A 16,501-nucleotide genomic window follows, 5' to 3' on the forward strand; every position below is an offset into this window, starting at 1 on the left:
ATGGGCGCGCCATGACCATCCCTTCCCGCCGCACCTTCGCCATCATCTCGCACCCCGACGCGGGCAAGACCACGCTCACCGAAAAGCTGCTGCTGGAAGGCGGCGCGATCCACCTTGCGGGCGAAGTGAAGGCGCGCGGGGCCAACCGCCGCGCCCGGTCCGACTGGATGAAGATCGAGCAGCAGCGCGGTATTAGCGTCACCTCATCGGTCATGACGTTCGAGCGCACGCGCGACGGCGAGACGATCACCTTCAACCTGCTCGACACGCCGGGCCACGAGGATTTCTCCGAGGACACCTACCGCACCCTGACCGCCGTCGACTCCGCCGTCATGGTGATCGACGCGGCCAAGGGCATCGAGCCGCAGACCCGCAAGCTGTTCGAGGTGTGCCGCCTGCGCAACGTCCCCATCATCACCTTCGTCAACAAGGTGGACCGCGAGGGCCGCGAAATCTTCGGCCTGCTCGATGAAGTCGCCGACCAGCTCCAGCTCGACGTCTGCCCGATGAGCTGGCCCGCCGGCATGGGCGGCGAATTTGAGGGCATCTATGATTTCGCGACGAACCGCCTGCGCCAGCCGACCGGCCCGTCGCGCGAATATGAGGGGAAGGAAGCGCATCTCTCCGGCCTCGACGACCCCGCCCTTGCCGATCTCCTCTCCCCCCAGGCGCTGGATCGCCTGCGCGAGGAAGCGGAACTGGCGCAGGGCGGCTATGCCGAATTCGACCTCGACCGCTATCGTGCGGGCGATCTGACCCCGGTCTATTTCGGATCGGCGTTGAAGCTCTTCGGCGTCACCGAACTGATCGACGCGCTGGGCCAGCACGCCCCGCCGCCGCGCCCCCAGCCCGCCGAACCCGCCGCCGTCGAACCCGATCAGAGCGAAGTCACCGGCTTCATCTTCAAGGTTCAGGCGAACATGGACCCGATGCACCGCGACCGCATCGCCTTCATGCGCCTCGTCTCGGGCAAGTTCCGCCGCGGCATGAAGCTCACCCCCTCAGGGTCCGGCAAGCCGCTCGCGGTCCACTCGCCGATCCTCTTCTTCGCGCAGGACCGCGAACTGGCCGACGAAGCCTTTCCCGGCGACATCATCGGCATCCCCAACCATGGCGCGCTGCGCGTGGGCGACACGCTCTCCGAAAAGCCGGGCCTGCGCTTCACCGGCCTGCCCAATTTCGCGCCCGAAATCCTGCGCCGCGTGGCGCTGAAAGACCCGACCAAGACCAAGCAGCTCCGCAAGGCGCTGGACGACCTCAGCGAAGAAGGCGTCATCCAGGTCTTCTATCCCGAAATCGGCAGCCAGTGGATCGTCGGCGTCGTCGGCCAGCTTCAACTGGAAGTGCTGATCTCCCGCCTCGAAGCGGAATATAAGGTCGCCGCCGGTCTCGAAGCCTCGCCCTTCGACACCGCCCGCTGGATCAGCGGCGACGAAGCGGCGGTGAAGGATCTCATCGCCTATAATGGCGCCAACATGGCCAAGGACCGCGACGGCAATCTCGTCTTCATGGCGAAGAGCGCATGGGACATCGGCTACCAGCAGGAACGCCACCCCAAGGTGAAGTTCAGCGCCACCCGCGAACGCTAGGACCGCGTCCGTTCGCTTCGAGCGAAGTCGAGAAGCAGGTCGGTCGGCCCTAAAGCAGCCCCAGCCGCGCCAGCTCCCCCAGCATCGCGGGCGGCATCGCGTCCAGATCGTCCGCCTCGCCCCCCGTCAGGTCGGGCGGCGCGTCCTTCCCCTCCAGATAGCGCCAGCCCTGATGCGCGCGCTTCGGGGTCGACCGCACGCCGATCAGGCGCGGCTCCAGCCTGATCCAGTGCCGCCCGGTTCCCGTTTCCTCGAACCCGATGATCGGGCTGCGGCCCACGATCCGGTGCTGGTGAATCCAGAACAGCGATCCGCCCGCCATCTCCGCCACCCGCTTGGGCAGGTATCGCGTGGAGGTGCGCGCCTCGCCCGGCTGGCTTTCCAGCCATGCGCGCAGCGTGGCGGGGCTTTCCGCCCCGAAGGCGATCTTGGTCATGTGAAGCGGCATGGCACTGCCAAGATGGGCGCTCGCGTCAGCCCGTCAATCCCGCCGCCGTCGCAAGGCCGAGGAAGGCGAAGAATCCCATCGAATCGGTAATCATCGTCACGAAGATGGAGGATGCGACTGCCGGATCGAGGTTCAGCCGGTCGAACGCCAGCGGCACCGCTGCCCCGGCCAGCCCCGCCGTCACGATATTGGTCATCATCGCCGCCGCGATCACGCCGCCCAGATGCGGGTTCTGGAACACCAGCGCCACGCCGATGCCCAGCACCACCGCGACCGTGGTCCCGTTGAGCAGCGCCACGCGGATCTCGCGCAGGATGGTGCGCCGCGCGTTCGACCCGGTGATCTGGTTGGTCGCGAGCGCGCGCACCGTCACCGCCATCGTCTGACTGCCCGCATTGCCGCCCACGCCCGCGACGATCGGCATCAGCGTCGCCAGCGCGACCATCTTTTCGATGGTGCCTTCGAAGAAACCGATGATGGTGGACGCCACCAGCGCCGTCAGCAGGTTGGTCAGCAGCCAGCGCACCCGCGCGCGATAGCTGTCCATCACCGGTTCGTTGATGTCGCCTTCGCCCGCGCCCGACAGGCGCAATATGTCCTCGCCCGCTTCCTCGGAAATGATGTGGACCACATCGTCCACCGTAATCATGCCGACCAGCCGCCCCGATCCGTCCACGACAGCGGCGGAAATCAGCGCATATTTCTGGAAGCGCAGCGCCACTTCCTCCTGATCCATGTCGACCGGGATCAGCGTCTGCTCGCGCTTCATGAGGTCGGCCATGGCGATGCCGCGCGGGCAGGTCAGCACCCAGCTCAACTGGCAGGTGCCGATGGGCTTGTGCGCGGCGTCGACGACGAAGATTTCCCAGAAGTCGCGGGTCAGGTCGTCATTGTCGCGCAGATAGTCGATCACCTGCCCGACCGTCATATGTTCGGGCACTGCGACGAGGTCGCGCTGCATCAGGCGGCCGGCGGATTCTTCAGGGTAAGCGAGCGCCGATTCGATCGCGGCGCGATCCTCCGGCTCCATCGCGTCGAGGACGGCCTGCTGGTCGGCCTCCTCCATATCCTCGATGATGGCGACCGCGTCGTCGGTGTCGAGTTCGGCGGCGAACTCCGCCACCTGCTCGGGCGCCAGCGCCCCGATCAGGTCGTCGCGGACATAGTCGTTGAGTTCGGACAGGACTTCCGCGCCGACGATGTCGCCCAGCGCGGCGGCCACCTGCCCGCGCCGTTCGGCGGGCGTCAGTTCCAGAAGGTCGGCGACGTCCGCCGGGTGGAGCGGCGACACCAGATCGCGCGCAGCCTCGTCATTGCCTTCCTCGACCGCGTCGAGAACGGCGGTGACGAAACCGGGTTTCAGCCGGTCGTCCTCGTCCAGGCTGGCTTCCGCCGGCTCGGTCAGGATGTCGTCAAATTCTTCCCCGTGAAGAGGGGGCTGGGCGGAATCGCCGCGCTCGCTCATCGCGCCCCCTACTGTCCGGTTCCTGTAACATGGCTTCGCTTTCGCCGATGCTCGGGCGAATTGCAACCTGTGCGCGGCACAAGTTTCTTTGCCCTGCCGCCGCCCTTCCCTATATGGGGCGTCCATTCTTCCCCGGCATCCAAAAGAGGATCATCCATGGCCGACGACACGCTCACCCTTTCCCTCGACAGCGGCGGCGACGTCGTCATCAAACTGCGCCCCGACCTCGCGCCCGGCCATGTCGCCCGCATCGTCGAAAATGCGAAGGAAGGCTTTTATGACGGCGTGGTGTTCCACCGCGTCATCCCCGGCTTCATGGCGCAGGGCGGCGACCCGACCGGCACCGGCATGGGCGGCCATCCGAACAAGCCCGACCTCAAGGCCGAATTCAGCCGCGAGCCGCACGTCCGGGGCGTCTGCTCGATGGCGCGCGCGTCCAACCCGAACAGCGCGAACAGCCAGTTCTTCATCTGCTTCGACGACGCCACTTTCCTCGACGGCCAATATACCGTCTGGGGCGAAGTCACCTCCGGCATGGAGCATGTGGACGCGCTGCCCAAGGGCGAACCGCCCCGCACCCCCGGCAAGATCGTCAAGGCGACCGTCGCCTGATGACAAAAGGGCGGGACCAGCGACGGTCCCGCCCTTCTCTTATGGCGTCCTTCGCGCGATCCCGTCGGTGGCGCTGATCTTCGCGGCATCCTCAGGCGGTGTTTCGGGCGCGACATAGGCACCGATCGCCTCGATATGCCAGCGGCGCTGCTCGGCGGTCGATCCGTCGACATCGTTGACCCGGCGCAGCGTCACCTGCCGCAGCGTATGGAACGGCTTGCCCGTCGCGGCGATGCGGCCATAGACCTGCACCGGCACCGTCACATAGCTGGACCCCGCCGCCCCTTCCGGATCGGACGGCGCGCCGACATTCGCGTGGATTTCGCTGAACCCCCGGAATCGCGCGGCGAAATGCGCATCGTCCTGCGCTCCGATCTCGCCCGTCTGGTTCCACAGATCCTGCGCGTCCTCGAACCGCTTTTCCTCCAGCAGCCCGTAATAGCCCTGCACCACCTGCGCCGCGCCCTGCGCGCTGTCGGGGTCGATGGCCCCTTCGGCAATGGGGGCGGGATCGACCGGCAGGCCGCCGGGCGTTCCCGGCGCGGGCGGAGCGAGCGGCTCCATCACCGCCATCGCTTCGGACCGCACATTATTCTCGACCTGCGTCTGGTTCGCGCCATTGGCCAGATTGTCGATCGCGCTTTCCTCCCGCCCGTCGCACGCCGCGACGAGCAGGAGGGGAATGAGCGCGAGAGCCTTCGCCGAACCCCGCATTATTGGGCGGGCGCCGGACGGGGGGAGAGGCGGCCCGGTCCCCGTGGGCGGAAATCGCCCGAGGGGCGCTGCGGCCGTTCCATGCGCGGCGCTGCGCGCTGCGGATCGCGCAGGCCCGGCTGCGTCATGCCGCGTCCCGGCCCGTCGCCGCGCCAGCGGCCCGGCCCGCGCGGCGCGTCACCGCCGCCCTGAGGCGGCGTCCAGTTGCCCTGCGGAGGGCGGCCCGCTCCGTTCCCGTCACCGGGCGGACGACCCTGCCAGTTCCCGTCGCCACGCGGCGGGCGGCCCTGCCAGTTTCCATCGCCATCACCGCGCGGGGGTCTTCCTTGCCAGTTGCCGTTACCATCGCGCGGAGGCCTGCCCTGCCAGTTCCCGCCCTGCGGCGGCCGTCCCTGCCAGTTGCGCCCGTCACGCCAGCGCCCGTCGCCGCGCCGTCCTTCCCAGTAGCGCCGCTGCGCGTCGTTCCAGCGCTGCCGCCGTCCGCCCCGGTCGTAGACATAATAGCCGTTGCCCGGATAATAATAGCCGTCATACCAGCCATAGCCGCCGGGATAATAGCCGCCGCCATTCCAGTAGGGGTCGTAATAGCCCCCGCCATAATAGCCGCTGCCCACGCCCACCCCGCCATAGCCGTAGCCGTCGTCGTAACAGCCGCCGAGCGCCAGCGCGCCCACAAGGCCCGCCGCCGCCAGTAACCGATGTCGGAAGCCCGTCATCGTCCGTCTCCTTATCGCCATACTGACGGGGATAACGCGGCATGGTTGAATTGGTTGTGAATGGACCGCCTCATCCGCTGTTGCGCAGCGCGGTCGCGATGGCGTTGATCGAAAGTTCGATCCCCTCCTTGATCCGGGCGTCGTCTTCCCCCGCGCGATGGCGCTTGAGCAGTTCGACCTGCAACAGGTTCAGCGGCTCGATATAGGGCAGCCGCAGCCGGATCGAGGTTTCCAGCGCCGGGCTTTTCTCCAGCAGCCGCGACTGGCCGCTGATCGCCAGCAGCCCGTCATGCGCCTGCGCCCAGCCGTCGCGGATGCGCGCGAAGATCGCTTCGCCCTGCGCCTGATCCTCGACCAGCGGCAGATATCGCGCCGCAATGCCGAGGTCGGATTTCGCCAGCACCATCTCCAGATTGGCGAGCGCGGATTTGAGGAACGCCCAGTGCTGCGCCATGTCGGCCAGCAGCGCCTTGTCCTCGAACCCGGCGATCGCCTGCCCCACGCCGTACCAGCCCGGCAGCATCACCCGCGCCTGCGCCCAGCTGAACACCCACGGAATCGCGCGCAGATCCTCGATCCGCGTGCTCTTGGTCCGGCTCGCCGGGCGCGACCCGATCTTCAGGCCCGAAATCTCCTGAATGGGGGTGAGTTGCCGGAAGAAGATGTTGAACCCCTCCGTCCCGTAGACGAGGTCGCGATAGGCGTTGAAGGCGGCGTTCGACAGTTCGTCCATCGCCGCTGCGAACCGGGCATTGTCGCGCGCCGACACGCCGTCCGGCTCCAGGCTGGCGAGCAGCGTCGCGCTCGTCATCGCTTCCAGATTGGCCATGGCGACATCGCGCGTGCCGAACTTCGCGGCGATCACCTCGCCCTGTTCGGTGATACGGATGCGTCCCTGCACGCTGCCCCTGGGCTGCGCCTGGATCGCGGCGAAGGCGGAGCCGCCGCCCCGCCCCACCGCGCCGCCGCGCCCGTGGAACAACTGCATCGCCGCGCCCGCATCGGCGAACACCGGCTCCAGCGCCTCGCTCGCCTTGTAGAGGCTCCATGTGGAGGTCAGGTATCCGCCGTCCTTGTTGCTGTCGGAATAGCCGATCATCACTTCCTGATGGCCCCGCGCCTTCACCACCCCCGCGATTTCGGGCAGGCCGAAATAGGCGGTCATGATCGACGGCGCGGCTTCCAGATCGGACACGGTTTCGAACAGCGGGATCGCCATGATCGCGGCCTGCGGCGGCGCGCCGTCCACGCCCGCGCGCCACAGCCCCGCTTCCTTCAGCAGAATGTTGACTTCCAGCAGGTCTGACACGCTCTGCGCCATGGAGATGATATAGTGGGTGATGCATGCCGGGCCGTAGGTCCGGTGCGCCCATGCCGCCGCGTGGACGATGGCGAGTTCAGACGCGGTCTCTTCCGAAAAGCCGGAAAAGGGCGCGGCCAGCGGACGGTTGTTCGCCAGTTCCCGCCGCAGCAGCGCGATCCGCGCATATTCGTCGAGCGCGAGATAGTCTGCCTCGACTCCCGCTTCCTTGAGCAGTTCGGCCACGACCCGCTCGTGCACGGCGCTGTTCTGCCGCATATCGAGCGTCGCGAGGTGGAAGCCGAACGTCTCGACCGCGCGAATGAGCCGCCCCAGCGCCCCGCCCGTCGCCAGCGCGCCGTCGCCCTCGCTCGCCAGACCCTGCGCCACGGTGACGAGGTCGCGGCGGAAATCCTGCGGGCTGGCATAGGCCTCGCCCCTGAGCGCGGAGGGACGCGGCGGCGCTTTCCCCACCAGCGCCGCATAGGTCGCCGCCAGCCGCGCATAGATGCCCGACAGCGCGCGGCGATAGGGTTCGTCCTGCCGGCTCGCCGACATGTCGCCGCTGGCGTCGGCCAGGTCGATCACCGTCTGCGGCACATGGGCGAGTTCGGTCGAAAGGGACAGTTCCGCCCCCAGCCCGTGCACCCCGTCCATATAGAAGGCCAGCGCCGCCTCGCACCCGCGCCCCAGCGCCGATTTGAGCTGCGGCGCCTGCACGAAGGGATTTCCGTCGCGGTCGCCGCCGATCCAGTTGCCCACCCGCAGGAAACTCTGCGGCCGCGCGCCCAGCACCCGCTCCCACCGGGCATAGAGCGCGGGCAGCACGGGCAGGAAGATGTCGCGGAAATAGGTGAGGACATTGTCGATCTCGTCCTGCACGAACAGCTTCTCGCGCCGCAGCGGGCGCGTCTGCCACAGCAGGGCGATCTGGCGGAAAATCGCCTCGTCCAGACTTTCGCCCTCGACCGTTTCGGTCCGCCCCGCATCCTTCATCAGCATGAGGTCGGCGATGCGGTTCTTGTGGTCGATCATGCTCTTGCGCCGCACTTCGGTCGGGTGCGCGGTCAGCACCGGCACGATGAGGGCATGGGACAGAAGTTCCAGCACCGCCTCCCGCCCGACGCCCTCGCCCTCCAGCCGCTGCACCGCCGACGCGACATCCGCGCCCGGCTCGGCGGCGACGCCCTGCCGGTCCTCGGCCAGATTCGCCAGCATCGAAAACAGCATGAAACCGCGCGTGAAGTTGAGCGTGTCGTCGAGGCTCAGCGCATCGAGACCCGTGTCGGTCAGGTCCGCCCCCTGCAACCCGCGCGCCCGGTCGACCGAGGCGGAACGGATATATTCGGTCTGCTTGTAGAGCTTCTCGCCCCCATAGGCGCGGATGACATCGCCCAGCAGCCGCCCGAGATAGCGGATGTCGGGGTTCTGCGTGATCGCGGGTGCGGACGGATTGGATGCCAGAGTCGCCATGGACGCCGATGCTGCATCGCAGCAACCGGACGGTCAAGAAAAAGCCCGCGCCCCGGCCCCCCTGGCGTCGCGTCTGTGTCGCGACTGTGGCGCGCCGGTGTCGCTTCGCAGGCGCGTGGGCGGCGCGTCGCGCTGCCGCCGTTCGCACAAAATGGCGGATTTGCGTTCCCGCCCCCTCGACGACGGTGTGAACTTCGGCTGTTGCGCCGATGTCGCCTCACCGCCCTTGCGCTCCCCGCCCCGCCGCGCCAAAAGCCGGGCGTGACCGCCAGCATCAGCATAGGAACCGACAGCCACGGCAAGGACGTGACGGTCGACGTGGAGGAACTGCTCGCCACCCGCCTGCTCGTTCAGGGTAATTCGGGTTCGGGCAAGTCGCACCTCCTGCGCCGCCTGCTGGAGGAAAGCGCCGCCATGGTGCAGCAGGTGGTGATCGACCCGGAAGGCGACTTCGTCACGCTGGCGGACGAATATGGCCATGTCGTCATCGACGCGGGCGACCATAATGAACGCGACATCGTCCGCATGGCCGCCCGCATCCGCGAACATCGCGCCTCGGTGGTGCTCAGCCTCGACGCGCTCGAACTCGAAGCGCAGATGAAATGCGCCGCGACCTTCCTCTCCACCCTGTTCGACGCGCCGCGCGACCACTGGTATCCCGCGCTGGTGGTGGTCGACGAAGCGCAGATGTTCGCGCCCGTCGCCGCCGGGGACGTGTCGGACGAGGCGCGCCGCCTCTCCCTCGCCGCCATGACCAACCTCATGTGCCGGGGCCGCAAGCGCGGCCTTGCCGGGGTCATCGCCACCCAGCGCCTCGCCAAGCTCGCCAAGAATGTCGCGGCGGAAGCCTCGAACTTCCTCATGGGCCGCACCTTCCTCGACATCGACATGGCGCGCGCTGCCGACCTGCTCGGCATGGAACGGCGGCAGGCCGAACAGATACGCGACCTCGAACGCGGGCGCTTCCTCGGCCTCGGTCCCGCCATCGCCCGCCGCCCGGTCAATGTGCGGATCGGCGCGGTCAGGACCGGTACGCGCGGCGGATCGCACAAGCTGATGCCGCCCCCGGTCACGACCGGCGAGGATTTTCAGGAACTGCTCTTCGCCCGAACAGCGGAGGATGCGCTGCCGCCTCCCCCGCCGCGCGCCGATCCCCCGCCGCGCCCGGCCGAAGACATCATGCGCCAGCTCGCCGACGCCCCGCAGGCGAAACCCGCCGCGCCCGAACTCGATTTCGCCCAGAACGAGCCGGTCGTCGTCGCCGTGCTGGAGGAGATCGTCGCCGACCTCGGCGACGCCGCCCCTTCGGTCGCGACCCTCTATCAGGATTTCGGCGTCCGCTGCCGCATGAGGGGGTTGAAACAGTCGCCGCTCGACCTCCCCGCCTTCCGCAAACGCTTCGCCATGGCGCAGGCGGGCATGGCCGACGCCGACGACCCGCGTTGGCAGGATGCGCTGAAGGCCGCAGCGCCCGTGCCGGAGGATATGCTCGCGCCCTTCCTCCTCATCGCCCGCGCTGCGCTCGACGGGCGGCCCTGCCCCGACGACCATTGCCTCGCCCGCGCCTATGGCACCAGCTCGCCCGGCCGCGTCCGCCGCCTCATCGACTATATGGAAAAGCTCGGCGTCATCGTCGCCCGCACCGATTTCTCGGGGAAGCGCTCCATCGGCGTGCCGGGCCTCGGCCTCTCCACCGCGGCGGCGGACGGCTGACCTCCCTCGTCGCGCCGCCATCTTGACGCGGGCGGTCAGGGCTGTAGCTTCGTTCGCCTGATCCTCAGCCGGCTGGAGCGCGTGTCCTGTGCCATGCCCCGATGCTGATTGCCGCGGTGCCCTGCGCCGGACTGTTCCTGTCCGGCCGCCCGCCTGCCTGCCCTTCGCCCGTCCGTCATTCCCTGCGGAGCGCGCGATGATTTCATAACAGAAGGGGGAGAGGAACAAGCATGGACATCGTCATCATTGCGATAGGGTGCGGCCTGCTGGCCGTGCTCTATGGATTATTCACCAGTCGTCAGGTGCTGAGCGCATCGCCCGGCAACGACACCATGCAGGCGATCGCCGGCGCCATCCAGGAAGGCGCGAAGGCCTATCTCGGCCGCCAATATACCACCATCGCCATCGTCGGTGTGGTCGTCGCCGTGCTGGTCGCCCTCTTCCTCGGCCTCACCTCGGCCATCGGCTTCCTCATCGGCGCGATCCTGTCGGGCGCGGCGGGCTTCATCGGCATGAACATTTCCGTCCGCGCCAATGTCCGCACCGCCGAAGCCGCGCGCGGCTCGCTGCAGAGCGGCCTCACCGTCGCCTTCCGGGCGGGCGCGATCACCGGCATGCTCGTGGCGGGCCTCGCCCTGCTCGCGATCAGCGTCTTCTTCTGGTATCTCGTCGGCCCCGCAGGCCATGCCCCCGACGACCGGCTCGTCATCGACAGCCTCGTCGCGCTGGCCTTCGGCGCCAGCCTCATCTCGATCTTCGCGCGGCTGGGCGGCGGCATCTTCACCAAGGCGGCGGACGTCGGCGCCGACCTCGTCGGCAAGGTGGAAGCGGGCATTCCGGAGGATGACCCCCGCAACCCCGCCGTCATCGCGGACAATGTCGGCGACAATGTCGGCGACTGCGCGGGCATGGCCGCCGACCTGTTCGAAACCTATGTCGTGACCGTGGGCGCGACGATGGTGCTGACCGCCCTGCTCGTCACCGGCGTGGACAACGGCTTCCTGCTGCGGCTCATGGCTCTGCCGCTGGTGGTGGGCGGCATCTGCATCATCACCTCGATCGTCGGCACCTATATGGTGCGCCTCGGCGCCAGCCAGTCGATCATGGGGGCGCTCTACAAGGGCTTCTGGACCACCGCCATCCTTTCGATCCCGGCCATCTATTATGTAACGGCGCAGGTGCTGGGCGACATGAACGCCGTCTTCGGCGCGGACCTCGACGGGGTGGGCGGCTATACCGGCATGGCGCTGTTCTGGTCGATGATGGTGGGCCTTGCCGTTACTGGCCTGCTCGTCGTCATCACCGAATATTATACCGGCACGAACTATCGTCCGGTCCGCTCCATCGCCAGAGCCTCGGAAACCGGCCATGGCACCAACGTCATCCAGGGTCTCGCCATCAGCCTCGAAGCGACCGCGCTGCCGACGCTCGTCATCGTCGTCGGCATCGTCGTCGCGCATCAGCTCGCGGGCCTCATCGGCATCGCCTTCGCCGCGACCGCGATGCTGGCGCTGGCGGGCATGGTGGTGGCGCTGGACGCCTATGGTCCCGTCACCGACAATGCCGGCGGCATCGCGGAAATGAGCCATATGGACGACAGCGTCCGCGTCAGGACAGACGCGCTCGACGCGGTGGGCAACACGACCAAGGCGGTGACGAAGGGCTATGCCATAGGCTCCGCGGGCCTTGCCGCGCTGGTGCTGTTCGGCGCCTACACGGAGGATCTGAAATTCTACAATTCGGCTCTCGGCCTCACCGCGCCGGTCGATTTCAGCCTCTCCAACCCCTATGTCATCGTCGGCCTGCTGCTGGGCGCATTGCTGCCCTATCTGTTCGGCGCAATGGGCATGACCGCCGTGGGCCGCGCGGCGGGCGATGTGGTGAAGGACGTGCGCGACCAGTTCGCCAGCAATAAAGGCATCATGGAAGGAACGTCTCGCCCCGACTATGCCCGCACGGTGGACCTCGTCACCCGCGCCGCGATCAAGGAGATGATCGTCCCCTCGCTCCTTCCGGTGCTGGCCCCGATCCTCGTCTATTTCGTGATCGCGGCGGTCGCGGGCACCGACAACGGCTTCGCGGCGCTGGGCGCGCTGCTGCTGGGCGTCATCATCTCGGGGCTTTTTGTCGCCCTGTCGATGACCTCGGGCGGCGGCGCGTGGGACAATGCCAAGAAATATATCGAGGACGGCCATCATGGCGGCAAGGGCAGCGAAGCCCACAAGGCGGCCGTGACGGGCGACACGGTAGGCGATCCCTACAAGGATACCGCAGGCCCGGCAGTCAATCCGATGATCAAGATCACCAACATCGTCGCCCTGCTCCTCCTCGCCGCGCTGGCGCACGGGGCATAAGGCCAAGGCAGGAGGGGCCGCTCCGCCGATGCGGCCCTTTTCCTGCAAACTCCTGTTCCGGCACAAAATTCGGGATGACCCCGGGCGAAATCCCGCCTAGTTTGACCGCGGGGAAATGATCCGTTCGGGGGAGTGAATGAAACGGTCGATCGCGCTGCTGGCTGGGTGTGTCAGCCTGTGGACCATGGCGGCAATGGCGCAAACGGCGGCACCCGCGCCGCCCGCGCCCGCCGCTCAAACCTGGACGCTCGAAGATTTCGCGACCCTGCCGATGATGGACGCGCCCGCGCTGTCGCCCGACGGCCTGCGGATCGCGAGCCGCGTGGCGGTCAACGGCGAGCAGAAGCTGATCGTCGCGGACGTCGCCGTCGGCGGCAAGCCCGTCCGCTCCTTCGCGCTTGGCGAAAATGATCTCAACTGGTGGCGCTGGGTTAATGACGAATGGCTGATCGCGGGCATCGGCGCCGAATCCAATGTCGAAGGCACCCCCTGGTCGATCAGCCGCGTGGTCAGCGTCAGGCAGGACGGATCGAAGATGAACCTGCTCGCCAAGGATGTGGCGGCACAGAATGCAGGCGACGTGATCTGGACCGCGCGCGACGGCACGCCGCGCATCCTGCTCGCCTATCAAAGCTCCATCTATTATTCCGATCCCGGCTTCTGGCCGCAGGTCGACGAAGTGGACGTCAGCACGGGCAGGCGCAAAAATGTCGTTCCCTCCCGCGAGTTTGTGCGGAGTTGGTATGCCGATGCGACCGGCGCTGTCCGGATGGGCGTCGGTTATAACGACGCCACCCGCACCGCCAAGCTCCTCTACCGGCCCGACGGGAAAAGCAGCTTCCGCATCGTGGACCGCGCGAACCGCCGCCGCAGTGAAACGCTGATCGCGCCGATTCTCTTCACGGCAGACCCGTCCCGCGCCATCGCCAGCGACGCGCATGAGGGAACCGAAGCGCTCTACGAACTCAATCTCGATACGCTGGAACTGGGCAAGAAGCTGTTCGACGCGCCGGGCTTCGACATCGGATCGGTCGAGGAAGATGCGGCGGGCACGGGGCTTGCCGGGGTGCATTATGTCGCCGACGCGCCGTCGGTCCACTGGTTTGACGCCAACCTCGCGAAGATTCAGGCGGACATCGACAAGGCGGTGGGCGACCGACATGCCCGGATCGTATCGACCAGCCGCGACGGACAGCGGATGATCGTGCATGTCGGATCGGCCGACCAGCCCGGCGCCTATTATTATTACGACACGTCCGCCGGTGCGATGAGCCTGCTGTCCCGCGTCAGCGACCGTTTCCCCACCAAGGCGCATTTCGGCCCGGTGAAGACCATCCATTACAAGGCGCGCGACGGCCTCGACATCGCCGCCGTGCTGACGCTGCCCGCCGGGCGGGAAGCGAAGAAGCTGCCGCTCATCCTCATGCCCCATGGCGGCCCCTTCGCACGCGACGCGGAGGAATGGGACTGGTGGGTGCAGTTCCTCGCCTGGCGCGGCTATGCTGTGCTCCAGCCCAATTATCGCGGCTCGTCGGGCTATGGCGTCGCCTTCGCCGAAAAGGGAGAAGGCCAATGGGGTCTCGCGATGCAGGACGACCTCGACGATGCGGTCGACTGGGCCGTGAAGGAAGGCATTGCCGACGCCGGGCGCGTCTGCATGGTCGGCGCCTCCTATGGCGGCTATGCCGCGATGCGCGCCGCCCAGCGTAACGGATCGAAATATCGCTGCGCCGTGTCCTATGCGGGCGTGTCGGACCTTGGGGCCATGACCCGCTACGACAGCCGCTTCCTCAACAGCGCCTCGCGCAAGGACTGGCTGAAGGAACAGGCGCCCGATTTTTCGGCGGTGTCTCCGGTCAATTTCGCCGCGCAGTTTTCCACCCCCATCCTCCTCATGCACGGCAGGAAGGACCGCCGGGTGCAGGTCAGCCAGTCGCGCATGATGGCCGACCGGCTGAAGGACGCGGGCAAGGTGGCGGGCCGCGACTATATCTATATCGAACAGCCGCTCGCCGACCATCATTTCACGCGGCAGGCGGACAGAGTGGAATTTCTCCAGCAGCTCGACGCTTTCCTCAAAGCCCACAACCCGGCCTGACCGGCCCGCTGTCCTAACGGGAGTTGGCCCTCTACAAACAGGGTGCCGCTTTCCGATAGGATCGGCGCCGCGTAACTTTATGTCAAAACTTGCGGGAAATATGCGAAGCTAAGGGGAAAGCGCGCCGTCACCGGCACCCGCTCCGCCCGCCTTGCCGCCGGGGTCGGGCGGGCCTATAGCGCCGCCCATGACTGCCGAACCCTTCCGGTCCCAGCTTGCCGCACTGGAACAGCGCGGGCGGCTCCGCCGGCTCAGCCCGCGCGCCGGGCGCGACTTCGCCTCCAACGATTATCTGGGCCTTGCAGGCGATCCCCTCATCGCGCAGGCCGTTGCCGACGCGGTGGCGCGCGGCGTGCCGCTGGGATCTGGCGGATCGCGGCTGCTGCGCGGCAATGCGCCCGAACATGAAGGGCTGGAGGCGAAGGCCGCCGACTTCTTCCGCACCCAGGCCGCCCTGTTCGTCGCCAATGGCTATGCGGGCAATCTGGCGCTGTTTTCCACCCTGCCCCAGCGCGGCGACCTGATCGTCGCGGACGAACTGATCCACGCCAGCGCCCATGACGGCATCCGCATGAGCAAGGCGACCGCCGTCTTCGCCCGCCACAATGACGTGCAGAGCTTCTCCGATCTCATCGCCGCCTTCCGCGCCGAAGGCGGCAAGGGGCGGGTCTGGATCGCGGTCGAAACGCTCTATTCGATGGACGGCGACATGGCCCCGCTTACCGATCTCGCCCGGCTGGCGGCGGTGCACGACGCGATGCTGCTGCTCGACGAAGCGCATGGCACGGGCGTCTTCGGTCCGGGCGGCAGGGGGCTGTCCTCGGGACTCGACGGCCTCCACAACGTCATCACCCTCCACACCTGTGGCAAGGCGATGGGCGCGGAGGGCGCGCTGATCTGCGGCCCGCGCACCCATATCGACTATCTCATCAACCGCGCCCGCGCCTTCATCTTCTCGACCGCGCCGTCGCCGCTGATGGCGGTCGCCGTGTCCGCCGCGCTCGACCGGATCGAGCAGGCGGACGATCTGCGCGATCGGCTCAAGACGCTGCGGCAGGACGCGGCAGAGGCGATCTGCGCCCCGCTGCGCCTGCCCGCCCCGCGCAGCCAGATCCTGCCCGTCATTCTGGGCGATGACAGCCGCGCCATGGCCGCCGCCGCCGCCCTGCAGGAGGCGGGCTTCGACGTGCGCGGCATCCGCCCGCCGACCGTGCCCGCCGGGACTAGCCGCCTGCGCATTTCCCTGACGCTCAACGCCAGCCGCGCCGATGTCGCCGCGCTCGGGAAAGCGCTGCAGGGCATCATCGCATGACCGTCCTCGTCGTCACGGGAACCGATACCGGCATCGGCAAGACGGTGTTCGCCGCCGGTCTCGCAGGCGCGCTCGGCGCCTCTTACTGGAAGCCGATCCAGGCGGGCGTCGATCCCGAAGGCGACAGGGAAACCGTCGCCGCCCTGTCCGGCCTCCCGCCGCACCGCATCCTGCCCGAAGCCTATCGCCTCACCACGCCCGCCTCGCCGCACCTCGCCGCGCGGATCGACGGGGTGGAGATCGAACTCGACCGGCTCGCCCTGCCGCAGGTCGACGGGCCTCTGGTGGTCGAGGGCGCGGGCGGCCTGATGGTGCCGATCGGCGAGACACTGCTGATGATCGACCTCTTCGCCCACTGGGGACGGCCGGTGATCCTCTGCGCCCGCACTGCGCTCGGCACGATCAACCACAGCCTGCTCAGCATCGAAGCGCTGAAGGCCCGCCACATTCCGGTCGCGGGCATCGCCTTCATCGGCGATCCGCATGCGGAAAATGAGCGGATCATCCCGCAGCTTGGCGGCGTTCCCTCGCTAGGCCGACTGCCGATGCTCGACCCGCTGACCCCCGCCACTCTGGCCGCCGCCTTCGCGCAGCACATCGACCTTTCCGAAACTTTCAACGGTCGATAAATTTCGACCAACGACATGGACTTCGATGTTTGACGGGCGTTCAAGTCCGCATCATCCCCCGTGCGCCAGCGCGCGCTT

12 protein-coding genes are annotated in these 16,501 nt (G+C 67.6%); 7 read left to right on the top strand and 5 right to left on the bottom strand.

Annotated elements, in window-relative coordinates; all coding sequences use genetic code 11:
* The first annotated feature begins 11 nt into the window (after nucleotides 1–11).
* Nucleotides 12–1,589: a peptide chain release factor 3 gene (locus tag SAMIE_RS14720; protein WP_066702410.1), complete on the top strand. Its 1,578-nt coding sequence runs from the start codon at nucleotides 12–14 to the stop codon at nucleotides 1,587–1,589.
* A 49-nt stretch (nucleotides 1,590–1,638) separates the two neighbouring features.
* On the opposite strand, the gene SAMIE_RS14725 is transcribed toward SAMIE_RS14720, so the two are convergent.
* Together SAMIE_RS14725 and mgtE are read right to left on the bottom strand one after the other, a co-directional pair.
* The gene (locus SAMIE_RS14725; RefSeq protein WP_066702407.1) at nucleotides 1,639–2,037 is read right to left on the bottom strand and encodes a DUF1489 family protein; all 399 of its coding nucleotides are present in this window, start codon (nucleotides 2,035–2,037) and stop codon (nucleotides 1,639–1,641) included.
* Nucleotides 2,038–2,062: 25 nt separating this feature from the next.
* On the bottom strand, nucleotides 2,063–3,502 hold the full coding sequence (mgtE, locus tag SAMIE_RS14730; RefSeq protein ID WP_066702405.1) for a magnesium transporter: 1,440 nt from the start codon (nucleotides 3,500–3,502) through the stop codon (nucleotides 2,063–2,065).
* Nucleotides 3,503–3,658: 156 nt separating this feature from the next.
* Here mgtE and SAMIE_RS14735 point away from each other — a divergent pair, with 156 nt between their 5' ends.
* Nucleotides 3,659–4,114, top strand: a complete 456-nt coding sequence (locus SAMIE_RS14735) for a peptidylprolyl isomerase (protein ID WP_066702399.1) — start codon at nucleotides 3,659–3,661, stop codon at nucleotides 4,112–4,114.
* A gap of 39 nt (nucleotides 4,115–4,153) precedes the next feature.
* Here the strand turns inward: SAMIE_RS14735 and SAMIE_RS14740 are convergent, their stop codons facing one another.
* From SAMIE_RS14740 to ppc, 3 genes are all read right to left on the bottom strand, one after another.
* Complete coding sequence (locus SAMIE_RS14740) at nucleotides 4,154–4,828, bottom strand: hypothetical protein (protein WP_066702397.1); 675 nt, start codon at nucleotides 4,826–4,828, stop codon at nucleotides 4,154–4,156.
* Nucleotides 4,828–5,544 (bottom strand): hypothetical protein, encoded by a 717-nt coding sequence (locus tag SAMIE_RS23800; protein WP_066702394.1) that lies wholly within the window; start codon nucleotides 5,542–5,544, stop codon nucleotides 4,828–4,830. Before SAMIE_RS23800 ends, SAMIE_RS14740 begins: the two co-directional genes overlap by 1 nt.
* A gap of 70 nt (nucleotides 5,545–5,614) precedes the next feature.
* Nucleotides 5,615–8,317, bottom strand: a complete 2,703-nt coding sequence (gene ppc, locus SAMIE_RS14750; protein ID WP_066702391.1) for a phosphoenolpyruvate carboxylase — start codon at nucleotides 8,315–8,317, stop codon at nucleotides 5,615–5,617.
* 261 nt (nucleotides 8,318–8,578) lie between these two features.
* Between ppc and SAMIE_RS14755 the strand changes: the two genes are divergently transcribed.
* The 5 genes from SAMIE_RS14755 to bioD all read left to right on the top strand — a co-directional run bounded on the left by SAMIE_RS14755 (nucleotide 8,579) and on the right by bioD (nucleotide 16,423).
* Nucleotides 8,579–10,030: an ATP-binding protein gene (locus tag SAMIE_RS14755; protein ID WP_066702388.1), complete on the top strand. Its 1,452-nt coding sequence runs from the start codon at nucleotides 8,579–8,581 to the stop codon at nucleotides 10,028–10,030.
* A 230-nt stretch (nucleotides 10,031–10,260) separates the two neighbouring features.
* Complete coding sequence (locus SAMIE_RS14760; RefSeq protein WP_066702385.1) at nucleotides 10,261–12,384, top strand: sodium-translocating pyrophosphatase; 2,124 nt, start codon at nucleotides 10,261–10,263, stop codon at nucleotides 12,382–12,384.
* A gap of 136 nt (nucleotides 12,385–12,520) precedes the next feature.
* On the top strand, nucleotides 12,521–14,482 hold the full coding sequence (locus SAMIE_RS14765; RefSeq protein WP_232037269.1) for an alpha/beta hydrolase family protein: 1,962 nt from the start codon (nucleotides 12,521–12,523) through the stop codon (nucleotides 14,480–14,482).
* Between the two features lie 187 nt (nucleotides 14,483–14,669).
* Nucleotides 14,670–15,794, top strand: a complete 1,125-nt coding sequence (locus SAMIE_RS14770; RefSeq protein ID WP_066702378.1) for an 8-amino-7-oxononanoate synthase — start codon at nucleotides 14,670–14,672, stop codon at nucleotides 15,792–15,794.
* The gene (gene bioD, locus SAMIE_RS14775) at nucleotides 15,791–16,423 is read left to right on the top strand and encodes a dethiobiotin synthase (RefSeq protein ID WP_066702375.1); all 633 of its coding nucleotides are present in this window, start codon (nucleotides 15,791–15,793) and stop codon (nucleotides 16,421–16,423) included. Before SAMIE_RS14770 ends, bioD begins: the two co-directional genes overlap by 4 nt.
* The last annotated feature ends 78 nt before the right edge of the window (nucleotides 16,424–16,501 follow it).

The sequence above is a fragment of the Sphingobium amiense genome (genome assembly GCF_003967075.1).
GTDB classification, from domain to species: domain Bacteria; phylum Pseudomonadota; class Alphaproteobacteria; order Sphingomonadales; family Sphingomonadaceae; genus Sphingobium; species Sphingobium amiense.

What these genes read in the sequence shown, in the direction of transcription:
- SAMIE_RS14720 (WP_066702410.1), top strand. Translation starts at nt 12, where the DNA reads ATGACCATCCCTTCCCGCCGCACCTTCGCCATCATCTCGCACCCCGAC.
- SAMIE_RS14760 (WP_066702385.1), top strand. Translation starts at nt 10,261, where the DNA reads ATGGACATCGTCATCATTGCGATAGGGTGCGGCCTGCTGGCCGTGCTC.
- SAMIE_RS14770 (WP_066702378.1), top strand. Translation starts at nt 14,670, where the DNA reads ATGACTGCCGAACCCTTCCGGTCCCAGCTTGCCGCACTGGAACAGCGC.
- bioD (WP_066702375.1), top strand. Translation starts at nt 15,791, where the DNA reads ATGACCGTCCTCGTCGTCACGGGAACCGATACCGGCATCGGCAAGACG.
- SAMIE_RS23800 (WP_066702394.1), bottom strand. Translation starts at nt 5,544, where the DNA reads ATGACGGGCTTCCGACATCGGTTACTGGCGGCGGCGGGCCTTGTGGGC.
- ppc (WP_066702391.1), bottom strand. Translation starts at nt 8,317, where the DNA reads ATGGCGACTCTGGCATCCAATCCGTCCGCACCCGCGATCACGCAGAAC.
- SAMIE_RS14740 (WP_066702397.1), bottom strand. Translation starts at nt 4,828, where the DNA reads ATGCGGGGTTCGGCGAAGGCTCTCGCGCTCATTCCCCTCCTGCTCGTC.
- mgtE (WP_066702405.1), bottom strand. Translation starts at nt 3,502, where the DNA reads ATGAGCGAGCGCGGCGATTCCGCCCAGCCCCCTCTTCACGGGGAAGAA.
- SAMIE_RS14735 (WP_066702399.1), top strand. Translation starts at nt 3,659, where the DNA reads ATGGCCGACGACACGCTCACCCTTTCCCTCGACAGCGGCGGCGACGTC.
- SAMIE_RS14765 (WP_232037269.1), top strand. Translation starts at nt 12,521, where the DNA reads ATGAAACGGTCGATCGCGCTGCTGGCTGGGTGTGTCAGCCTGTGGACC.
- SAMIE_RS14725 (WP_066702407.1), bottom strand. Translation starts at nt 2,037, where the DNA reads ATGCCGCTTCACATGACCAAGATCGCCTTCGGGGCGGAAAGCCCCGCC.